This is a genomic window from Pseudoalteromonas sp. Of11M-6 (assembly GCF_022347905.1).
Classification (GTDB): Bacteria; Pseudomonadota; Gammaproteobacteria; order Enterobacterales; family Alteromonadaceae; genus Pseudoalteromonas.
Genome location: NZ_JAKRFW010000031.1, coordinates 33,305 through 52,289 on the forward strand (window position 1 = coordinate 33,305; position 18,985 = coordinate 52,289).

The following is an 18,985-nucleotide window of genomic DNA, read 5'->3' on the forward strand; positions in this document are numbered from 1 at the left end:
ATTAAGTGGCTGTTTTTATTTGATAAGGAATATTAGGGCCTGTTTATCTTTCAAGTTTGCTTTTGCAGCAGTTTGATTGGTATTTATACAAGGCAGAGCCTGCGTAGCATAGTCATTCTATGTGAGTCAGGCGAGAACACAGTAGAAATGCCAATCAAGCGCTGCCCTTTGGGTTCACCTGAGTGCGCTTTGTTCATTGTTGCTCAACTTTTGCCTAGATCACTAGGCGGCAAGTCGGGCGTCGCGACCAAAACCCACTCAGAAGAACAAAAATCAAACAGCAAAGGTCAACAGGCCCTAGTATTTACCAATCACTTTGACGGCACCGGTTACTTTAGTAGCATCGATATAACCAATTGCGTCTGCATTGCTCGAAACAAAATCGATTACCGCTTGATCGCTATCTAGCTTCTTCGGAGGTGTTCCCTTACCGGTGAATACTAATTTAGACCAATGGGCATTTAGCTGAGAGCTAGATTTACCAATCACTTTGTCGTTAAACTCGTCAAATACCGCGTTACCATCCTGATTCACAGGGGTCGCACTACTACCATCGGCAAATGATTTGCTTTTGCCAAGGAATAATTTTTTGATAGTACCATCATCTACAGTAGATGCATTTGCTGAGTTCACGATAACAGCAACATCTGCTAAAACTGCCTGACTGGCTAATAGTAGCCCTAAGGTCATTATTTTTTTAATCATATTAACCTCCGTTAGAATACTAAATCGATACCGAAGCTCAACAGTTCAACTTTTTGATCTGTTAGCGTGTTATCGAATTGGTTTAGTTCAATCTTGAATGCTGCTGACGGATGGAAGTCATAACGTGCACCAATACTCCACGTTTCTGATTCTGCACGAGCGCCTGCAAGCGCACCATTAACAAGTGTTCTTAAATAAGGTGCATTTGGATTGGTTGGATCGGTCGTGACAGGAATGGTTACACCATTTGGAGCGGTGATGGTGAGTGGGACAGAGTTAAACTCGTCGTTGTCATTCTTATCTTCATTGTGTTCGTAGGTTAGGTGGACTGTCCATGCATCAATACGGTAACCGAGGGAAGCGTAATACTGCTGTTGTTTAGCAAGTATGCTGTTATCCACTTCAAACTGAGTGTATTCTGCATCGAACAAGATATCGTTGTAGTCGATAGCAATACCAATCGCGGCAAAGTAAGCATCATCTTTATCGACAGCAATATCATCCGCTTGTTGCGTTAGCCCGTAGCCAGTTAACCCTGCCAATAATCCCGATAGTTCAGGGCTATTAGCTGCGCTGATGCTCGCTTCGGTAGCAAAGTAGGCCGCACGCGCACTGAACCAATCTCTGCTTAGTGTCCAGTTAATACCTACCGTGTTATTTAACTCAGCTTCATCTGAATAGGTAATAGCAACAATGTCGTCATCTACGCTGCCTAAAGCTAGCTGTACAGTGCTTTCCCATTCCCCTAATGTCGAATTATGGATATAACTCAATCCGTTATAGGTGCTAAAGCTTAGGTTATATACAGATTGAGGTGGTTTAACCCAGCGGTATGCATAGCCCACATCTAAAAAGTCAGAATAGCGATAGAATGGTATACGCATTTTACCTGCGCTTATCTGCGAAGAATCTGAAATCGCATAAGTTAAGTATGCCCATTCAAACTCGGCATCAAAGTCATTCTGGCCACGACCTACGATCTGTGCTGTGGCAGTTAGACTTTCTTGTAGATCGGCGGACAGCTGTAAAGCAAATAAGCTACGATTTTCCATATCAAAATCATTATCATAGCCATATAGTGTGTCGTCACTATCTAGCGTTTGACCACCAATAATGGAAGCAAAACCATTAATTCTGATCTCAGCGGCACTTTGAAAACTCACTGTCCCAAGCGCTATCGCTAATGCAATTGCAGATTTTTTCATATTGATTCCCATTTTCTTTGCAAAGAGTCGTGTCTGTAACACGCATTAAAAGCACTGATACTGAGCTCAACAGTCGTGTTACTTTTGTCTTAGAGATTAGAATAAAAACCAGAAATAACAAGTTATTAAGAAAAGTTAGTGCTTACAACCTGCATTGTTTAGTAAATCAAGCCTTAAGCCAAGCTAAGTTGGTGTTGTATGTCTATCTCATCAGACCAGTTTATTGTATCGCAAAATATTCTAAAAAGGTGAATAAAAAATAACTGCTGGAGTCAGGAGGTATTTGTATTTAAAAGAATAAAGGGGATTTTTTGCTAAAAAAGAGCAAACTATCGCTTGCTCTCGGTAATTTTTTCAGCCTGTACTTTACAGGCATTATACTGCTCAATACATTTATCCGTGCATATCTGTAACGACATTGTCTCTGGCGTGTTTTGCATCTCACAGTTGCGCTCGCATTGATAATTCTGTTGTGCACATTGATTCAACTCAGGTGAGATAGAGTTACTACACCCCAGTAGGGTGGTAGAAAGTACTAACAAGGCGAACGCAATTTTCATTATTATTCCTTAGACTGTGACTTGAATATTATCAATCAGTCTGACTTTACCGAGAAAAGCTGCGGCAAGAATGACGAGTTGACTATCCTCGAGTGTAGCAGGTTTCAAGCTATCTTTTTGACAAATGTTAAAATAATCCAACTTTAAACCTGCATTATGCAGCATTTCTGTTGCATTTTTTGTTACCTTCGAAAAATCCTTTTCGCCATTTTCTAAAGCACCAGCTGCTGCTTTTAGTGCTTGAAAAAGTACTTTAGCAGTGTCTTTTTCTGATTCAGAGAGGTAGCCATTACGTGAGCTCATCGCCAGTCCAGAAACTTCTCTTTGAGTCGCAACACCAATCACTTCAACAGGAATAGACAGGTCTTTCACCATTGTTTTGATAACCTGTAACTGTTGAAAGTCTTTTTCACCGAAGCAGGCAAAATCAGGTTGTACTAAGTTAAACAGTTTAGTGACAACCGTTGCAACGCCACGAAAGTGTCCTGGGCGTGTGCCACCACAATGTCCTTCTGATACTCCTGGTACATCAACAAAACTTTGCGCATTTAGGCCGTTAGGATATATGGTCTCAACGGTAGGCGTAAACACAATATCAGTTTCTAGTTCTGCAAGGCCTTGCTTGTCTTGCTCAAGCGTACGTGGATAGCTGTCGAGGTCTTCGTTCGCACCAAATTGCATTGGATTTACAAAGATACTGACAACGACTTTATCCGCTAGGGTTTTTGCTTTTTCTACTAAGGAAAAATGACCACGGTGAAGGTTGCCCATCGTTGGTACGAAGGCAATGCTCAACCCTTGTTGGCGCCAAGCTTTAATCTGGCTTCGTAACGATTTAATCTCAGTAACTGATTGCATGTTGTACTCTAACTCAATAATAACAATACTAACCCAAACAAAACGCTTGGATCAGACTCAGCGATAAGCATCGCTCATCGCAAATTTAATTAAATTCGTGATCAGGCCCCGGGAACTCACCTGATTGCACGTCTGCACAAAACTTTTTCACCGCATCTGGCATGTTGCCAGTTTCGAGCAGGAAGTTCTTCGAAAACTTAGGAATATATCCTGCAGAAATACCAACCAAGTCATGCATAACCAAAATTTGGCCATCGGTCTCTTTACCTGCGCCAATACCAATGACTGGAATTGTCACTGCGTCGGTAATGCGTTTAGCCAGTGCTGAAGGTACGCATTCAATCACAATCATTTGTGCACCAGCACGTTCTAACGCTTGTGCATCGGCTATCATCTTTTGCGCTTGTGCTTCTTCACGACCTTGAATTTTAAAGCCGCCAAACACGTGCACTGATTGTGGGGTTAAACCTAAATGACCACAAACTGGGATCCCTTGCTGAGTAAGCAGTGCAATGCTGTCGTAAAGCCATTCACCACCTTCAAGCTTAACCATATTAGCACCAGAGCGCATCAAGGTAGCTGCATTCTGACAGGCTGACTGCGGATCTGAATAGCTCATAAAAGGCATATCGGCGATAACGAATAGCTCTTTACTACCAGCTCTGACACAACGGGTGTGATAGGCAATGTCATCCGTGGTAACGGCTAAAGTGTCTTCACCACCTTGTAAAACCATACCCAGAGAATCACCCACTAAGATGACATCTACGCCATTGTCGTGAAATAACTTTGCAAAACTTGCATCGTATGCGGTGAGGGCTGTTATTTTTGTTCCTTCACGCTTCATTTTGGCAAGTGTTGAGACGGAAATTTTTGCCATGGTAAACCCCTTGGATTGGTTTATTTGAGGATTGTTAATCCGTTAAGTGGTAACTTTTGTGTTAAAGAGCTAAGCTCAGTGCCATCAGGTAATTTGAGTTCTGGCGCTATCTCTAACAGTGGATAGACGACAAATTCTCTTTCTTTCAAGCCGTAATGTGGCACCGTCAGTCTATCACTGTTAATGGTGTCGGTATTAAAAAGCAGTATATCCAAATCGAGCGTGCGCGGTCCCCAGCGCTCAGCTTTGCGTACACGACCATGTTCAAGCTCTATTTGTTGCAACACATCGAGTAAAGATGCTGCTGTTAATGATGTCGCTAGTTTTGCTACGGCATTCACATAATCAGGTTGATCTTGAGGGCCCATAGGTTTTGAGCCATACAGGCTAGAGTGCTGGACAAGCGAGAGGTCTGGATGGGCGGCGAGCACATCGAGTGCTCGCTGTATTTGTGCCATCGGTTCGGATAGGTTTGCACCCAATCCAATGTACGCAATATTCATTTAATCTTCTTTCGGTTTTCTTTTTGGCTTACGTCTATTATAACGACGCTTAGGTTTGCTTTGGTTACCTAAGTTGCGCACCATGTCTTTTTGGCCGGTGACGTCATTCTTGAGGTAGTCAGTCCACCAAGCTGCAAGTTCTTCTTGCTCTTGTTCACCACTTTCAACACGCAATAATAGGAAATCATATGCGGCTTTGAATCTCGGCTGCAAGCTTAGGCGGTATGCACGCTGGCCTGAACGTTTATCTAGGCGTTGTTGAATATGCCAGATATCTCGGGCACCTAAAGTAAAGCGTTTAGGCACTGCAACGTGTTTAGCATTTTCAGCAAGGACGTGATTAATGGCTTGCATAAAGGCATCATATTCATTCATACCTTCGGCCGCGAGCGCTTCGCTTTTAGCTAAAATAGGGAACCATAAAAGTGCTGCATAGATAAATGCAGGGGTTACTTTTTTATCCGCGTTGATACGGCTATCCGTATTGGCAAACATTTGCTGAATAAAGCGACGCTCAAAGTCATTATCAGGCTGTGCTAGGATTTTATCTAACGCCGGGAATAATTGTGCAAACAAGCCGTATTCACGCATCTGAAGAAAGTTTTCTTCCGCTTTACCATTTAAAAATAGCTTTAGCGTTTCTTCGAACAAGCGTGCAGCTGGGATATGCCCAAGTAACGGCGCTAATGCTTTAATCGGAGTGCGGGTCGGCGTAGCAATCTCCATATCCAGTTTGGTTGCAAAGCGGATAGCTCTCAGCATACGTACCGGATCTTCGCGATAGCGAGTTTCAGGATCGCCAATCAGCTCAATTTTACGCGCTTTAATGTCAGCAACACCACCGGCAAAGTCGCGTAAAGTAAAGTCATTGATCGAATAATATAGCGCATTGATAGTAAAGTCGCGGCGCTCGGCGTCTTCTTCAATACTGCCGTAGACATTGTCGCGTAATAGCTGCCCGTGTTCGCTGGCTTGACTTGTCGTGGCACAAGAGTCATCACTTTGATGATGGCCACGCATGGTGGCAACTTCAATAATTTCTCGTCCAAAAACAATGTGCGCAAGGCGGAAGCGACGACCTATTAAGCGACAGTTACGGAAGAGCTTTTTGATTTGTTCAGGTGTCGCATTGGTAACGACATCAAAGTCTTTAGGCTCTATTCCTAGCATGATATCGCGGATACAACCACCAACTAGGTAGGCATCATAGCCACCGTCTTTTAAGCGATAGAGCACTTTGATAGCGTTAGGGCTAAATTGTTTACGAGATATACCATGCTCGCTGCGAGGAATTATCGCAGGTGTCGGGCTGGCCATTTTCACCGTCTCATCGCCTTTTCCAGTTACAAACTGGCGGCAAAAGTTTACAAGCTTGGAAATAATAACTCGTCTCCTGAGCAATCAAGTTTTCTATTCTAGTTGTTGTGAACCACTGCTTTTGTCTTAAAACAGGTCGCATTTAAGGCTCGCTATCATATACTCAAATGAGACTAAATTGAAGTACTTGAAAATAGTGGGCGAAAAGCAAAATCGCCATTTTCTAGAGAGTCTAGTTGAATTTCTTGTACTTTAGGAACGCTATCTAGACTAAAAATATCAATAGCGTGAGTCAGTAATGCCTCAACATCTTGATAATTATGGAGAGAATCAACCGGCACATGCAAATAACGCAGCGCGGCATAAAGGGTTGGTAACGGGTTATGGTTATCAATAGCTGGAGCATGATTCTGCTTAGATAACTTATATCCGGGCTCTGCGACAGCCAGTGGTACGTGAGCGTACTTAGGTGATGGCTGATTGAGTTGCCGAAATAAACTAATTTGTCTTGCTGTGGGTTCTAGCAGGTCGGCACCACGCACGATATGACTAATCTTTTGCTCTATGTCGTCAACGACCACCACCAATTGATAAGCAAATAAGCCATCGCGGCGTTTAACGATGTAATCTTCATGCGCAATTGCAGGGGGAATGACAACCATGCCCTGTATTGCATCATTAAATTCAGTAACTGGACAGCGCTGCTGTAGGCGTAAAGCATTATCTTGCCAACTTAGCGCTAAAGCTCGGCAATGATTGTCGTAAAACCCACCCATTGCTTTAATTTGCTTTCTTGTACATTGACATGCATACACAAGGGAGTCTGATTTCAGTGTCGTCAAATAGGCTTGGTATAGAGCATGGCGCTGTGATTGATAGGCAACGTCTTCATCCCAATAAAGGCCATATGCTTCAAGAGTGGTTAATATATTGTCGGCAGCACCCGCAACTACGCGCGGTGTATCTATGTCTTCGATGCGAACGAGCCATTTACCTTGATTGACTTTTGCATCTAAATAGCTACTCAGGGCGGCCACTAGAGAGCCGAAATGAAGCGGTCCAGAAGGCGAGGGAGCAAATCGACCGCGATAGCTCCCAGTTTGCTTTAAGCTTGGGGACACAGGGCTGAGATTATCCTCTGCCTTGTTGTTTTTCTTTGATTTCTGCGAGAGATTTACAATCAACACAAAGATCAGCTGTTGGACGCGCTTCTAAACGGCGAATGCCGATTTCAATACCGCACGACTCACAAAAGCCGAAGTCATCATCTTCGATAAGTTGAAGTGTTTTCTCAATTTTCTTGATTAGCTTACGCTCGCGGTCGCGAGTACGCAGTTCAAGAGAAAACTCTTCTTCTTGCGCTGCACGGTCCACAGGATCAGGAAAGTTTGCCGCTTCGTCTTGCATGTGTGTCTTAGTACGATCTACTTCATTACGTAGATCGGCACGCCATGCTTCTAATATCGCTTTGAAATGAGCACGTTGTGCTTCATTCATGTATTCTTCGCCTGGCTTTTCTTGATAAGGTTCTACACCGGCTTGAGCCAATAACCCTAGTTTTTTCTGGTCTGGCATACCATTCTCCTAAATCCTTAATACATAACCCCAGCTTTCGCCGGCGGGTATAAATAGCAAAATCTTTACCCCTTAGCAAACACTTTTTTACTGCAAATGTCAGCCACTTTTTTCAATGTTTAACTATTTGGGGGAGAAAACTATCACGGCTATATGTGGGCAGCATGAAAAAAGTCAAGCGTAATCAAAAGGAATTTCTTCAATTAATTGTACTTGGTTGTCGTCAATATGCGCTCGGTAAGCAATGATTTCTACTCCATGAGAAATTGCTTCTTTTACTAACGCTGCATATTTTTGATCGATATGGCTGGCTGGTTTGACACAATTTATCCCTGTATGGAGCGCGGCAAACAGTAACACCGCACGATGACCTTGCTGTTTAATGTGGATTAATTCTCTAAGATGTTTTTGACCTCTTAAGGTTTCTGCATCAGGGAAAAAACCTTGCTGTTTCTCGAGCAAAGTCACCGACTTTACTTCAACGTAGCAGAATTGCGAGGATTGTCCATTTTCGAGGTCGCTCAACAAAATATCAATTCGGCTATTTTCAGCCCCGTATTTCACTTCAGTTTGAAGTGTTTTGTAGCCTTGCAGTTGCGTTATTCTTCCTTGCTCTATGGCCTCAACAGACACTTTATTGGCCACCGCTGTATTTACACAAATAAAATGACCATCATTATCTTGCGTCAGCTCCAACGAATGAATGTACTTTCGTTTAGGGTTATCGCTGGTGGAGTAATAGGCCGTAAATCCCGGATCTGCACAATTGGTCATTCTACCCGTATTGGCGCAGTGTACGGTGAATTCGTCACCACTTGGGGCGCGTAAATCGACTAGAAAGCGTTTATATCGTTTGAGCAAGGTTGCTTGTTGTAATTGCCTAGAAAACTTCATTGGTCGCTTTAGGTTGGGTGTATTTAGTGGCTAGTGTACACTTAACCACACTTACAAGCACAAGAGTGAAAAGAGAATGTCAGAGAAATTTATTGTACGACTGAGTGAAGACGCAAAACCAGAGTATTTATCTGCTGGTGCTGCATTGTCGTTTGAAAAGGACGGTGCTTTTATCCATTTACAACAAGACGAAACGCTGAAGAATATTCAAAAGGCGGCTCGTAGCATCGCACAACAAGGGATTAAACAAGTTCATCTAGAAGGTGGCTTGTGGTGTACTGAATCTCAATGGGCTTTTTATCAAGGTTTTGTTTCACCAAAAGCATTAGATGGTGTGGTGTTTGTTGACAACGACCAGTCAAGTCTTAACGAACTTGATGCACTAAAAGCGTCGGCAACATGGATGCGTCAGATGATCAACGGGACGGCCGAAGATATTTATCCTGAAAGCCTTGCTGGAAAAGCGGCTGAGTTTATTCAGTCATTGGCACCTGAGCATGTTAGCTATCAAATCATTAAAGGCGACGCGCTGTTAGAGCAGCAATGGATTGGTATCCACGAAGTGGGACGCGGCAGTGAGCGTCCTCCTGTGTTGCTTGAGCTTGACTACAACCCAACAGGTAATGATGACGCACCAGTTAGCGCAGCACTTGTGGGTAAAGGGATCACGTTTGACTCAGGTGGCTACTCGATTAAGCCAAGCGAAGGCATGCTTACGATGAAGTGTGATATGGGCGGGGCCGCAACCGTAACGGCTGGTTTAGCGCTGGCTATTCAACGTGGTTTTGACCGTCGTGTTAAGTTGTTCCTATGTTGTGCTGAGAACCTTATCTCAGGCCATGCCTATAAGTTAGGTGATATTCTTACCTACAAAAATGGTACCACAGTTGAAATCGTAAATACCGATGCAGAGGGTCGCTTGGTGCTTGCTGATGGCTTGATGGCTGCCGGTGAAACAGGCGCAGAGCTTATCATTGATGCCGCGACATTAACGGGCGCCGCGCTCGTTGCTGTAGGCCAAGAGTACAATGCGTTATTTGGTTTAGACAAAACACTTGTCGGTGATGTGCAGCAGTTCGCGAGTGACGAATTTGAAGCCGCGTGGCCATTGCCTCTAGAAAAGTGGCACCAAAATAACTGTCCATCGCCTTATGCGGATACTGCTAACAGCCGAGCGCAAAAAGGTGGCGGTTTTGGTGGTGCATCAAATGCAGCGGGTTTCCTATCTCGCTTTGTACCAAATGAAGGTCAAGGTTGGGTGCATATCGACCTTGCGGCTTCTTTCCAAAATAGCGCTAGTGGTCAATGGGCTGCGGGTGCAACGACTTTAGGTATGAGAACTGTAGCGAGAACGCTCCAAGAAAAAGCGTAATCATGCTAATAGCTGAGTGTATTCCGCGAGTCAGTGGAATACACTCGCTTGTTACCACGTTTAAGACAAGAGTGCAGCAGCGAGTCGCACAAAGTCTGATGAAGTGAGTATACCAACCAATTTGTTTTGCTCGTCTACCACAGGCATACAGCCATGGCGATTATCGACAAAAAAGCGCACCACATCTTGTAGTGATTGGCTTGGGCGCACGCTCGCAAAATCGGTCGCCATAATATCTTGTACTTTTGTTTGCTTTTCTTTTCTTGCAAGCGCATTTGCGCCATAGGTTGCCATTATTCCCATTACCTTGGCGATCATAATCTTTTGCGTGAGCATACCAACCAAGGCTCCTGCTTCGTCAATCACTGGAATGTGACGAACATTTTTTTCTTTCATTAAATTGTGCGCATCTTGCAAGGTATTTTCAGCAATCACTGCGAACGGATCTGGGGTCATTAAATCAGCTACGGTTTGGGTCATCTGTTACTCCTTTTCAATCCATATGCTTATTTTGAGTTTAGCCTGATCTGTTCGGGATGTATGGAATTGAGATCAAGTTTTGAACTATTTTTTGCAGTGGGCTTCTTATGAATATAAAAATTAAAAGGATAACCCAATGAAAAAATTGTTGATGTTAGGTGCTGTCGTGAGCTTGCTTTGTAATTCTGTTTTTGCAGCAGAGCGAAGTGTTGAATATGGAGAAATTAATCAAATTCTAGATTTAATTGTCAACAAAGCGCAGTCGCAATATATCTTGTCTAAATTTACAGTGGAAGTGAAGCAGCCTGATATCGCGTTAGAGGATGTTAAACTTTGGTTGGAGCAAGATGGCAAGATCATTGCCAACGGTATCATAGATAAAGACGGCAATATTGATTTACCTATTTTATCGCAGTCACGCGCAGATAAAGTCAACTTAGTAATCAATCAAGAAAAAGACGCCGTTGCGATTATGGTCAATACGGATATAGCGCCGTTGACTAAGCAGCAGGTTATGTATCGCGATTTATTCATCCTTTTAGAAGACATGGACGCTTTTGTTGAGTTGATGGCAGGTAGCTTGTCTTGGTTTGCTCCAAGCTTTGATGAACTAGAGTTTACATTTACCGAGCCTGCATCAATTCAGTTTGTGAATGCCAAGGGTAAAACCCAAAAGTTTGTGACGGATGATGAATTTAAGATCCAAATCCCTAATAAGAAAACGTGGATGAAGCAAAATCCATCCTTGCAATTTAGTGCCTTACCCACGCGGTTTGCGCCCATAGATTAGGGAAGAAAGTTCGTATGCCTGCTAGCAGGCAGGCATACTCTTTTCCATCAGGTAATTAGTTAACACTTCGCCACGAACCGTCACTTGTTGTTCCTTTATCACTTGGAAACCAAAATATTCAAAGAAAGGTTTAGCCGTTTTACTAACATGGGAAAATAAGCGCGTTGTGTTGGTTATTTTGCTGTGTTCTAAGAGTGCGAGCATAAGTGCTTTACCTATGCCTTGGCCTTGATGTTCCGCATGGCAAAAAAAGTGATCAATAAGACCGTCAGCTTGGATATCGGCAAAGCCAACAATTTTACCATTTAGTACGGCGACAAGGGGCTGATTGTTCCTTAATCGGTCTTGCCAGCCTTTATCGGCAACGTCGCTATGTGCCCATGCATTAACTTGGCTATTGGAGTAATGCTGTACATTTACCGAGCGTATTGTGTCAAACATAAGCTTGCGTAGCACGGCTTCTTCGCCGTTTTGAAACTGTCTGATGATAATCATTGTTAATCTTTATTCTTGGAGTCTTAATTGTCCGGAAATAGCATGCTGCTCAGCAATTTCTGCAAGTCGTACGTATTTTTGTTCAACCAGTTGAGAGACGGGTACCAGTTTGGCATCAATACTTTCAAGCTCAGCTAACTTGGCTGCAAGAAAGGCGGCGGTTTCCTTATATGGGTGCGCAATGATAATAACATGCTCGTGATTATCAAGTAGCTTAAGCATATGTTGCCACTGCTTGTTGAGCGCCTCAGTGGATATATCATTATCTAGAAAGACCTGTCGAGCGACGTTTTTTACGCCGTAAAGGTTGGCAGCATATTGGGCTTGACTGTGGCTAGTGGTACGGCTATCCAAAAAGTATAATCCGCGCTTTTTTAGTATTTCCATTGTCCATTTCATTGGCTCTATTTGTTCTGTTAATGCTGAGCCCATGTGATTGTTTACGCCTTTAACCTGAGGCAGTGTCGATAGCGCATTGCCAAGTGTCATTTGCAACTGCCACTTTTCCATATCGGTGGTTAATGCGCCCGGGCCAAGGGCCTTTTCCGTGTCTTGTGCCTGCATTGGCACATGTAATAAAAGCTCGCGTTGTTGGCGGCTGGCTGCAAAGGCAAATTGTTGAGAAAAAGGCGTATGGGGCAGGATCGAAAAGGTGATCCCACCCGGTAAGGACAGCAACTCTAAGTCACGTTGGTGATTGCCAATATCGTCTATAACAATGGCAAACTGTTTTGCTGGCACTGCAAAAGTCATGCAGGCCAGTATTATCCCGATTATTTTTTTTAGCACACAAATTATTATTATAGTTTACAGCCCTACAGGACCGTTTTTTATTTACTGTGATTGAACTAACGCCAGTGCCTTAGGCCAATGCGAGGCAAGTTGTTCAATACCTGTTGTTTTGATTGATTCTTCACCAGTGATTATAGCGCTTTTATCCAACAGGGAAAGCGCTTGTTTGGTAAAATATACATCGGGCTCTATGCCTTTACCTTCAATTGATGTACCTGCTGGTGTGTAGTATCTCGCTGTCGTTAACTTTAATGCAGTAGTGCCATTGCCAATCGGGATCAAGGATTGAACCGAGCCTTTACCATAGGAACGTAAGCCAACGACTAAGGCACGTTTATTATCCTTGAGTGCGGCGGCTAAAATCTCGGCAGCTGAAGCGGAATTATTGTTGATTAATACCAAAATAGGCGCACCATTTAAAATATCTCCCCGCTTTGCAATGTAAGCCTGATTGGCGTCATAGAAGCGGCCTTTGGTCGTGACGATTGTGCCACTATCTAAAAAAAGATCTGAGATTGCCACGGCACTATTAAGTGTACCACCAGGGTTGTCACGTAAATCAATAACCAGCTTTTTCAACGGACTACCTAACTGTACTTGTAGTCGGTTTATGTGTCTTGCAACATCATGATAGGTGTGATGATTAAAATTGTTGACGCTTAAAAAACCGGTACCGTCGTTTAAGAGTTTACTGGCGACACTTTCAATGACTATCTCTCGACGTTTAAGCTCAAGTGCAACCAGCTCGTCTTGTCTTAATACTACTAAATTGATGAGATTTTTATTTGCAGCTTTGAGTAGGGCAGACACTTCTTCTATCGATTTACCCACGACATTAGCGCCATTGATTGCATGGAGTTTATCACCGCTCTCTATGCCTGCTTGGGCTGCTGGTGAATTGGGCAGGGTATCCAAGATAATCACGTAATTACCTTGCTCTTCGACTTCAATACCGAGTCCCGTGTAGCGCCCATTTGCTGCACTGAAGATGGATTCCAAGTCTTCCTCGTTGAGGTATTTAGAGTAGGGATCTAAATTATCAAAGAGGCTCGATAAGTTGCCCGCGTTGTAGCGACTCAGAGGCAAGTCTTCAACATAATAGGTGTGAATATGATACAGGATTTCATCGATTTCTTGAGCCGAGAACTTTTGTGTAGACGCGTGACTAAAAGCGCTAAAACTTAACAAAAGCAGGAAGCTTAATAATGCAACATAGCGCGCTGCGAGCGCGTAAAAACGGGTTTGTCTATTCATGTGCTGCTCCTCATCAAGGCGCAGCACGGGTTATTCAGTTAACTGGATCTGCACCATTTTATCGGATCTACAGCGCTTCCCTTATGCCGTATTTCAAAGTATAGACCAGGATCTCTTTGTCCGCCGCTTTGTCCTACCAAAGCGATCACTTCACCACTGCGAACTTGATCACCAACATCGCGAAGCAGCGTTTGTGCGTGGCCGTATAGACTCATAAAACCATGACCATGATCGAGCACAATAACCCAGCCAAAGCCATTTAACCAATCTGCATACACAACTTGACCGGGGGCGACACTCGCAATTTCAGCCCCTTCTTTTGCACCAATGAGGACGCCCTTCCAATTCATGCCTGCATGTTTGCTTTGGCCGAATTTATGTTTAATTCGACCTTTGGTTGGTAAACTCATTTTGCCTTTGAGTTTGGCTAATCCATCTAAACGTACTTCGGCTTCTCTTTGTGCCTTGGCAAGCTCTTCTAACGTTTGGATTAAGGTTTGTTCATTTTCTTTTAAATAAGCAATGGCAGAGCGTGTTTCACTGAGTTTGTTATTTAGGTTTGCAAGCTGGTTTTGACGTTCTTGCTGCGCCTTCTTGAGCGCTTCCAAGCGTTCATTCTGATGGTTTTGTAGCGCTTCTAAGCGTGCTTGTGTTCTTGCTAACTCAGCTTGAGTCTGTGCCAATTCTTGGCCGATAGATTTCAGTTGTTCGAGTTGTTTAATACGTGCTTTATTTAGGTAATCATAATAGGCAATGGTGCGCTCGAGCTTTGTTGCATGTTCTTGATTAAGTAACATTCTAGAATAATCATGAGAGCCCGTCATGTAGGCACTTTTTAGCTGAGCCGCAAGGATCTTTTCAAATTTTTTCTTGTCGTTTAACAGCGTGCTTTCTTGCTTTTTAAGTTCGGCCTGCTCGGTTTGGTTTTCTTTGATCCCGATTTCTGTGAGTGAGATAGCTTTGGCACTTTTGGCAATATCAAGTTCGAAGGCTTTGAGCTTTGCTTCGTGACTGTTAATTTCACCGCGCTGCTTTTCTAATGCTTGTTGGCTAGCTTTAAGCTGTTGCTGAACTTCGCTTAAGTCTTGTTTGGTTCTAGATTCGTTGGCAACAGCGGGCGCTGTTGTCATGAGTAACGCCGCACCGAGAAGTGCGGCATAGTGAAATGTCGTTTTTAACGGCATACAGGCAGGCCGTTATTTTAAACGCATAATTGGAGTGCCTGTCATCTCGCTAGGCTGCTCCATACCAAGTAAATGCAGCATTGTTGGTGCAACATCGCTTAGTGCTTTTCCTGCTTGTGGCTCTGCATCACGACCTACATAAATAAACGGTACAGGCTCACTAGTGTGTGCTGTATGAGCTTGGCCCGTTTTCGGGTTTTGCATTTGCTCAGCATTGCCGTGGTCTGCTGTGATCAGAGCTTCACCACCGGTTTCTTTTAACGCTGCAACCACACGACCGATACACTTATCAACGGCTTCACATGCTTTTACTGCGGCTTCAAATACACCAGAGTGTCCAACCATATCACCATTCGGGTAGTTACAGATAATGACGTCAAACTCACCGCTATGAATGGCTTCAACTAACTTATCAGTTAGCATTTCTGAGTTCATTTCTGGTTGTAAGTCGTAAGTGGCAACTTGTGGAGAAGGAATAAGTTCACGTTTTTCACCTTCAAAGAGATCTTCGCGACCGCCGCTAAAGAAGAAAGTGACATGGGCATATTTTTCCGTTTCTGAAATACGCAGCTGAGTTTTGTTGTGCTTAGCTAGCCATTCACCTAGCACATTGACAAGTGCTTCAGGCGCGAAAGCGATAGGGGCTTTAATGTCGGCAGCGTATTCAGTCATCATAACAAACGCACTTAAGTCCGGTGCTTTGCGTTTTTCGAAGCCGTTAAAGTCAGCATCGACAAAAGCACGGGTCATCTGGCGCGCTCGGTCTGCACGGAAGTTCATAAAGATAACCGTATCACCATCATTGATAGTAGCGGCAGGTTGCCCAGCTTCGGTGATCACTGATGCTTTAACAAACTCATCATTTTCATCACGCGCGTAAGCTGCTTGTAGCGCTTCAACGCCATTACTATAAGTAAAATCAGCGTCGCCACTTACCATCAGGTTGTATGCAGACTCGACGCGGTCCCAACGATTGTCACGGTCCATAGCATAGTAGCGACCAATAATAGACGCTAGTCGGCCACAATTGAGTGACTGCATCAAGGCTTCCATTTTTTCAATTGATGCTTGTGCGCTGCGAGGTGGTGTATCGCGGCCATCCAAAAATGCGTGCAAATAAACGGTTGCACCGCGCTCAGCTGCTAATTTAATTGCCGCAACAATGTGATCTTCATGGCTGTGAACGCCACCTGGGCTCAATAACCCCATTAGGTGAACGGCTTTTCCCTTTGCCACGGCTTTGTCGATATTCTCAACCAGAGCTGGATTGTGCTCAAACTCACCATCGTCAATCGCTTTAGTGATCCGCGTGAAGTCTTGATAAACCACACGTCCTGCACCGAGGTTAACGTGGCCAACTTCGGAATTCCCCATTTGTCCATCCGGTAGACCAACATCAAGGCCTGAACCTGAAATCAAGGTGTGCGGAGCAGAGCGCCATAGTTCATCTAATACTGGGGTATTGGCTGCTAAAATAGCATTGCTCTCGCTTTCTTCGCGATAGCCCCAACCGTCTAAAATCATTAATACCAATGGCTTTTTCTTAGCTGTCATTTGCGCTCCTGAAATCCTGAATTAGGCACGATGTTGATGTCTTATAGCAAACGCTACAAGGTTAGATTTACTAACTTGGGCTGCAGCGCTTCGATAAGCTTGCTCTGGTTGCTGGTAAGTAGAATACCTGTTTTTGTATGAATATTCAGCCCCACAGTGATGAATTATCAACTTTGAGATTGATATTTGCTCATGTTGAACAAGTCTGTTTTGTCGAGAATAAAGCAGGTATACTTGCTGCCACTTTATCGTTTAATAATTTTTGGTTGATAAATTAATGGAACAATACGTTGCGTTTTTAGGTAACCATCCGGTACTTAGCATCATTTGGGTTGTGTTAGCCGCGATGTTAGTGAGTAGTTGGTTTAAGAGTCAGTTTTCTAAAATTAGACAAATTAACCCCCAGCAGTTGACTATGCTTGTTAACCGCCAAGATGGTCAGGTACTCGATATGCGTGCAGCAAAAGAGTTTAACCAGGGTCACATTGCAGGTTCTGAGCAGGTGAATGCGGAAAAACTCAAGCAAAAAGATTTTGCTGGTCTTGAAAAACATAAATCTAAGCCCATTATATTGGTCTGTAACACAGGTATGACGGCATCTGCTGTTGCTGATAACATGCACAAAGCTGGATTCGAGCAAGTGTACGTATTATCAGGTGGTATTGGCGCATGGCAAAGTGCGGGTTTACCAATCTCTAACGGAAAATAACTGAGGTCTATGATGAGCCAAGTCGTAATTTACACCAAAGACTATTGTCCATTTTGTCATCGTGCAAAAGCACTATTAGATGCAAAAGGTGTCACATACACTGAGTATGATATTGGCGCACAGCCAGAGCTTCGTGACGAGATGATCGAAAAAGCCAACGGTGGCTATACCGTGCCACAAATCTTTATCGCTGAGCGCCATATTGGTGGTTGCGACGATATGATGGCGCTTGAAGCGAAAGGCGAACTCGATAAGCTATTACAAGCATAAGATTGATTGAGCTTTGGCTCAGCTTACTTTTTATAATGACTGCTAGGAACTAGCAGGATCACAACAGAATTTAGGAAATTATCATGGCAGAACAAAACCAAGCAGCAGAACAACAACAAGAAGGCGCTCAGTTCAACATTCAACGTATCTATACTAAAGATGTATCGTTTGAAACGCCAAACTCACCAGGTATCTTCCAAAAAGAGTGGACACCAGAAGTTAAGCTAGACATGGACACACGTTCAGCAAAGCTTGATGACAACGTTTTTGAAGTTGTTCTCGCGCTAACGGTAACGGCAACTATTGGTGAAGAAACTGCATTCCTATGTGAAATCCAACAAGCTGGTATCTTTGCAATTGCAGATCTTGAAGAAATGCAAATGGCACACATGCTAGGCGCATTCTGCCCTAACATCCTATTCCCATATGCGCGTGAAGCGGTAGCTAGCCTAGTTAACCGTGGTACTTTCCCACAGTTAAACCTTGCGCCAGTTAACTTTGACGCATTATTCGCTCAGTATATGCAGCAACGTGCGGCTCAAGCACAGCCTGAGCAAACTGCTGACGCATAATTGATGAGTACAGCAAAATCAGCTGTAACTGTATTGGGGGCGGGGTCTTATGGCACCGCCCTTGCTATTTGTTTCGCCCGAAATGGTCACCAAGTGACACTATGGGGACGCAATAGCGAACACGTTGAGGCGCTAGCAGCTGAGCGCAAAAACCAACGTTATCTTCCTGACATCCAGTTTCCAAACACGCTTGAACTTGAGGCCGATTTAGAAACGGCTGTTAAGTCTAGTGAGCGTATTTTGGTGGTTGTGCCAAGTCATGCGTTTGCAGACACCTTAAAGAAGATTAAACCTATGCTACTTGAGAATGCAAAAGTAGCTTGGGCAACCAAGGGGCTCGAACCAAATACTGGGCGATTATTGCAAGAGGTTGCACTGGATGTGTTAGGTGACGATGTGCCGCTGGCAGTGCTAAGTGGACCTACTTTTGCAAAAGAAATGGCCGCAGGATTACCTACTGCTATTTCAGTGTCTTCGATTTGTGCAAAGTTTCGTGAAGAGCTCGCAGAGCTGTTGCATTGCGGTCGCTCGTTTAGGGTGTATAGCAACGAAGACTTTATTGGTATTCAGCTCGGCGGCGCGGTCAAAAATGTTATCGCAATTGGCGCGGGCATGTCTGACGGTTTTGGTTTTGGTGCGAATGCTAGAACGGCGCTTATCACCCGAGGACTCGCTGAACTTTGTCGTTTAGGATGTGCGTTAGGCGCGCGCTCTGAAACCTTTATGGGTATGGCGGGGCTTGGTGACCTGATTCTCACTTGTACGGATAACCAGTCGCGTAATCGCCGTTTTGGCCTTGCACTTGGCTCGGGAAAGTCGGTCGATGAGGCGATGTCGAGTATAGGTCAGGTGGTCGAAGGTTATCGCAATACCAAAGAAGTTTATCTACTTGCCAAACGCACGGGTATTGAAATGCCGATCACTGAGCAGATCTATCAAGTGCTTTATGAGCAAAAAGATGTGAAAGAAGCCGCAATGGCGTTACTTGGTCGCGAGAAGCGAGCTGAGTGATAATC

At 44.0% G+C, this 18,985-nt stretch carries 22 protein-coding genes; 6 read left to right on the forward strand and 16 right to left on the reverse strand.

All coding sequences use genetic code 11. The annotated features are described in order from the left end of the window. Positions 1-297: 297 nt before the first annotated feature. From MHN32_RS14955 to sfsA, 10 genes are all read right to left on the reverse strand, one after another. Entirely contained in the window at positions 298-705 is a 408-nt protein-coding gene (locus MHN32_RS14955; RefSeq protein WP_102057510.1) for a phosphate ABC transporter substrate-binding protein, read from the reverse strand. 11 nt (positions 706-716) lie between these two features. Further along, positions 717-1,910: a porin gene (locus MHN32_RS14960; protein WP_102057509.1), complete on the reverse strand. Its 1,194-nt coding sequence runs from the start codon at positions 1,908-1,910 to the stop codon at positions 717-719. A gap of 329 nt (positions 1,911-2,239) precedes the next feature. Continuing rightward, complete coding sequence (locus MHN32_RS14965; protein ID WP_010607566.1) at positions 2,240-2,470, reverse strand: hypothetical protein; 231 nt, start codon at positions 2,468-2,470, stop codon at positions 2,240-2,242. A gap of 9 nt (positions 2,471-2,479) precedes the next feature. Beyond that, entirely contained in the window at positions 2,480-3,328 is an 849-nt protein-coding gene (panC, locus tag MHN32_RS14970) for a pantoate--beta-alanine ligase (protein ID WP_206473058.1), read from the reverse strand. An 85-nt stretch (positions 3,329-3,413) separates the two neighbouring features. After that, positions 3,414-4,208: a 3-methyl-2-oxobutanoate hydroxymethyltransferase gene (panB, locus tag MHN32_RS14975; protein WP_010607568.1), complete on the reverse strand. Its 795-nt coding sequence runs from the start codon at positions 4,206-4,208 to the stop codon at positions 3,414-3,416. A 20-nt stretch (positions 4,209-4,228) separates the two neighbouring features. After that, a complete protein-coding gene (gene folK, locus MHN32_RS14980; RefSeq protein ID WP_010607569.1) occupies positions 4,229-4,711 on the reverse strand; it encodes a 2-amino-4-hydroxy-6-hydroxymethyldihydropteridine diphosphokinase in 483 nt (160 codons plus the stop codon). Then, positions 4,712-6,028: a polynucleotide adenylyltransferase PcnB gene (gene pcnB / locus MHN32_RS14985; protein ID WP_029215927.1), complete on the reverse strand. Its 1,317-nt coding sequence runs from the start codon at positions 6,026-6,028 to the stop codon at positions 4,712-4,714. 173 nt (positions 6,029-6,201) lie between these two features. Next, complete coding sequence (gluQRS, locus tag MHN32_RS14990; protein ID WP_174169719.1) at positions 6,202-7,149, reverse strand: tRNA glutamyl-Q(34) synthetase GluQRS; 948 nt, start codon at positions 7,147-7,149, stop codon at positions 6,202-6,204. 10 nt (positions 7,150-7,159) lie between these two features. Continuing rightward, a complete protein-coding gene (gene dksA / locus MHN32_RS14995; RefSeq protein WP_017216564.1) occupies positions 7,160-7,603 on the reverse strand; it encodes an RNA polymerase-binding protein DksA in 444 nt (147 codons plus the stop codon). A 174-nt stretch (positions 7,604-7,777) separates the two neighbouring features. Continuing rightward, the gene (gene sfsA, locus MHN32_RS15000) at positions 7,778-8,497 is read right to left on the reverse strand and encodes a DNA/RNA nuclease SfsA (RefSeq protein WP_239422230.1); all 720 of its coding nucleotides are present in this window, start codon (positions 8,495-8,497) and stop codon (positions 7,778-7,780) included. 76 nt (positions 8,498-8,573) lie between these two features. Between sfsA and pepB the strand changes: the two genes are divergently transcribed. After that, on the forward strand, positions 8,574-9,869 hold the full coding sequence (pepB, locus tag MHN32_RS15005; protein WP_102057504.1) for an aminopeptidase PepB: 1,296 nt from the start codon (positions 8,574-8,576) through the stop codon (positions 9,867-9,869). Positions 9,870-9,929: 60 nt separating this feature from the next. Here pepB and MHN32_RS15010 read toward each other — a convergent pair whose 3' ends face one another. After that, complete coding sequence (locus MHN32_RS15010) at positions 9,930-10,349, reverse strand: CBS domain-containing protein (RefSeq protein ID WP_010378791.1); 420 nt, start codon at positions 10,347-10,349, stop codon at positions 9,930-9,932. 136 nt (positions 10,350-10,485) lie between these two features. Here MHN32_RS15010 and MHN32_RS15015 point away from each other — a divergent pair, with 136 nt between their 5' ends. Next, positions 10,486-11,139 carry a DUF2987 domain-containing protein gene (locus MHN32_RS15015; RefSeq protein ID WP_239422231.1) on the forward strand — a complete coding sequence of 218 codons (654 nt, stop codon included), beginning with the start codon at positions 10,486-10,488 and terminating at the stop codon, positions 11,137-11,139. Between the two features lie 21 nt (positions 11,140-11,160). Here the strand turns inward: MHN32_RS15015 and MHN32_RS15020 are convergent, their stop codons facing one another. From MHN32_RS15020 to gpmM, 5 genes are all read right to left on the reverse strand, one after another. Further along, the gene (locus tag MHN32_RS15020) at positions 11,161-11,634 is read right to left on the reverse strand and encodes a GNAT family N-acetyltransferase (protein WP_174169723.1); all 474 of its coding nucleotides are present in this window, start codon (positions 11,632-11,634) and stop codon (positions 11,161-11,163) included. 9 nt (positions 11,635-11,643) lie between these two features. Then, positions 11,644-12,387, reverse strand: coding sequence for a divergent polysaccharide deacetylase family protein (locus tag MHN32_RS15025; protein WP_045990310.1), 744 nt, complete (start codon positions 12,385-12,387; stop codon positions 11,644-11,646). 81 nt (positions 12,388-12,468) lie between these two features. Continuing rightward, positions 12,469-13,680: a S41 family peptidase gene (locus MHN32_RS15030; RefSeq protein ID WP_239422232.1), complete on the reverse strand. Its 1,212-nt coding sequence runs from the start codon at positions 13,678-13,680 to the stop codon at positions 12,469-12,471. Positions 13,681-13,718: 38 nt separating this feature from the next. Then, on the reverse strand, positions 13,719-14,864 hold the full coding sequence (locus MHN32_RS15035) for a peptidoglycan DD-metalloendopeptidase family protein (RefSeq protein ID WP_174169725.1): 1,146 nt from the start codon (positions 14,862-14,864) through the stop codon (positions 13,719-13,721). Between the two features lie 12 nt (positions 14,865-14,876). Then, positions 14,877-16,418, reverse strand: a complete 1,542-nt coding sequence (gpmM, locus tag MHN32_RS15040) for a 2,3-bisphosphoglycerate-independent phosphoglycerate mutase (RefSeq protein WP_045990307.1) — start codon at positions 16,416-16,418, stop codon at positions 14,877-14,879. Positions 16,419-16,695: 277 nt separating this feature from the next. Here gpmM and MHN32_RS15045 point away from each other — a divergent pair, with 277 nt between their 5' ends. The 4 genes from MHN32_RS15045 to gpsA all read left to right on the forward strand — a co-directional run bounded on the left by MHN32_RS15045 (position 16,696) and on the right by gpsA (position 18,980). Beyond that, entirely contained in the window at positions 16,696-17,127 is a 432-nt protein-coding gene (locus MHN32_RS15045) for a rhodanese-like domain-containing protein (RefSeq protein ID WP_010378806.1), read from the forward strand. 12 nt (positions 17,128-17,139) lie between these two features. Next, positions 17,140-17,397 (forward strand): glutaredoxin 3, encoded by a 258-nt coding sequence (grxC, locus tag MHN32_RS15050; protein WP_206473070.1) that lies wholly within the window; start codon positions 17,140-17,142, stop codon positions 17,395-17,397. An 83-nt stretch (positions 17,398-17,480) separates the two neighbouring features. Next, positions 17,481-17,969, forward strand: coding sequence for a protein-export chaperone SecB (gene secB, locus MHN32_RS15055; protein ID WP_010607582.1), 489 nt, complete (start codon positions 17,481-17,483; stop codon positions 17,967-17,969). Between the two features lie 3 nt (positions 17,970-17,972). Further along, on the forward strand, positions 17,973-18,980 hold the full coding sequence (gene gpsA / locus MHN32_RS15060; RefSeq protein ID WP_010607583.1) for an NAD(P)H-dependent glycerol-3-phosphate dehydrogenase: 1,008 nt from the start codon (positions 17,973-17,975) through the stop codon (positions 18,978-18,980). Positions 18,981-18,985: the final 5 nt, after the last annotated feature.

What these genes read in the sequence shown, in the direction of transcription:
- panB (WP_010607568.1), bottom strand. Translation starts at nt 4,208, where the DNA reads ATGGCAAAAATTTCCGTCTCAACACTTGCCAAAATGAAGCGTGAAGGA.
- MHN32_RS15010 (WP_010378791.1), bottom strand. Translation starts at nt 10,349, where the DNA reads ATGACCCAAACCGTAGCTGATTTAATGACCCCAGATCCGTTCGCAGTG.
- gpsA (WP_010607583.1), top strand. Translation starts at nt 17,973, where the DNA reads ATGAGTACAGCAAAATCAGCTGTAACTGTATTGGGGGCGGGGTCTTAT.
- dksA (WP_017216564.1), bottom strand. Translation starts at nt 7,603, where the DNA reads ATGCCAGACCAGAAAAAACTAGGGTTATTGGCTCAAGCCGGTGTAGAA.
- MHN32_RS15020 (WP_174169723.1), bottom strand. Translation starts at nt 11,634, where the DNA reads ATGATTATCATCAGACAGTTTCAAAACGGCGAAGAAGCCGTGCTACGC.
- grxC (WP_206473070.1), top strand. Translation starts at nt 17,140, where the DNA reads ATGAGCCAAGTCGTAATTTACACCAAAGACTATTGTCCATTTTGTCAT.
- MHN32_RS14955 (WP_102057510.1), bottom strand. Translation starts at nt 705, where the DNA reads ATGATTAAAAAAATAATGACCTTAGGGCTACTATTAGCCAGTCAGGCA.
- pepB (WP_102057504.1), top strand. Translation starts at nt 8,574, where the DNA reads ATGTCAGAGAAATTTATTGTACGACTGAGTGAAGACGCAAAACCAGAG.
- pcnB (WP_029215927.1), bottom strand. Translation starts at nt 6,028, where the DNA reads ATGGCCAGCCCGACACCTGCGATAATTCCTCGCAGCGAGCATGGTATA.
- MHN32_RS15015 (WP_239422231.1), top strand. Translation starts at nt 10,486, where the DNA reads ATGAAAAAATTGTTGATGTTAGGTGCTGTCGTGAGCTTGCTTTGTAAT.
- MHN32_RS15030 (WP_239422232.1), bottom strand. Translation starts at nt 13,680, where the DNA reads ATGAATAGACAAACCCGTTTTTACGCGCTCGCAGCGCGCTATGTTGCA.
- MHN32_RS15045 (WP_010378806.1), top strand. Translation starts at nt 16,696, where the DNA reads ATGGAACAATACGTTGCGTTTTTAGGTAACCATCCGGTACTTAGCATC.
- gpmM (WP_045990307.1), bottom strand. Translation starts at nt 16,418, where the DNA reads ATGACAGCTAAGAAAAAGCCATTGGTATTAATGATTTTAGACGGTTGG.
- MHN32_RS15025 (WP_045990310.1), bottom strand. Translation starts at nt 12,387, where the DNA reads ATGACTTTTGCAGTGCCAGCAAAACAGTTTGCCATTGTTATAGACGAT.
- MHN32_RS14965 (WP_010607566.1), bottom strand. Translation starts at nt 2,470, where the DNA reads ATGAAAATTGCGTTCGCCTTGTTAGTACTTTCTACCACCCTACTGGGG.
- sfsA (WP_239422230.1), bottom strand. Translation starts at nt 8,497, where the DNA reads ATGAAGTTTTCTAGGCAATTACAACAAGCAACCTTGCTCAAACGATAT.
- folK (WP_010607569.1), bottom strand. Translation starts at nt 4,711, where the DNA reads ATGAATATTGCGTACATTGGATTGGGTGCAAACCTATCCGAACCGATG.
- MHN32_RS15035 (WP_174169725.1), bottom strand. Translation starts at nt 14,864, where the DNA reads ATGCCGTTAAAAACGACATTTCACTATGCCGCACTTCTCGGTGCGGCG.
- secB (WP_010607582.1), top strand. Translation starts at nt 17,481, where the DNA reads ATGGCAGAACAAAACCAAGCAGCAGAACAACAACAAGAAGGCGCTCAG.
- panC (WP_206473058.1), bottom strand. Translation starts at nt 3,328, where the DNA reads ATGCAATCAGTTACTGAGATTAAATCGTTACGAAGCCAGATTAAAGCT.
- MHN32_RS14960 (WP_102057509.1), bottom strand. Translation starts at nt 1,910, where the DNA reads ATGAAAAAATCTGCAATTGCATTAGCGATAGCGCTTGGGACAGTGAGT.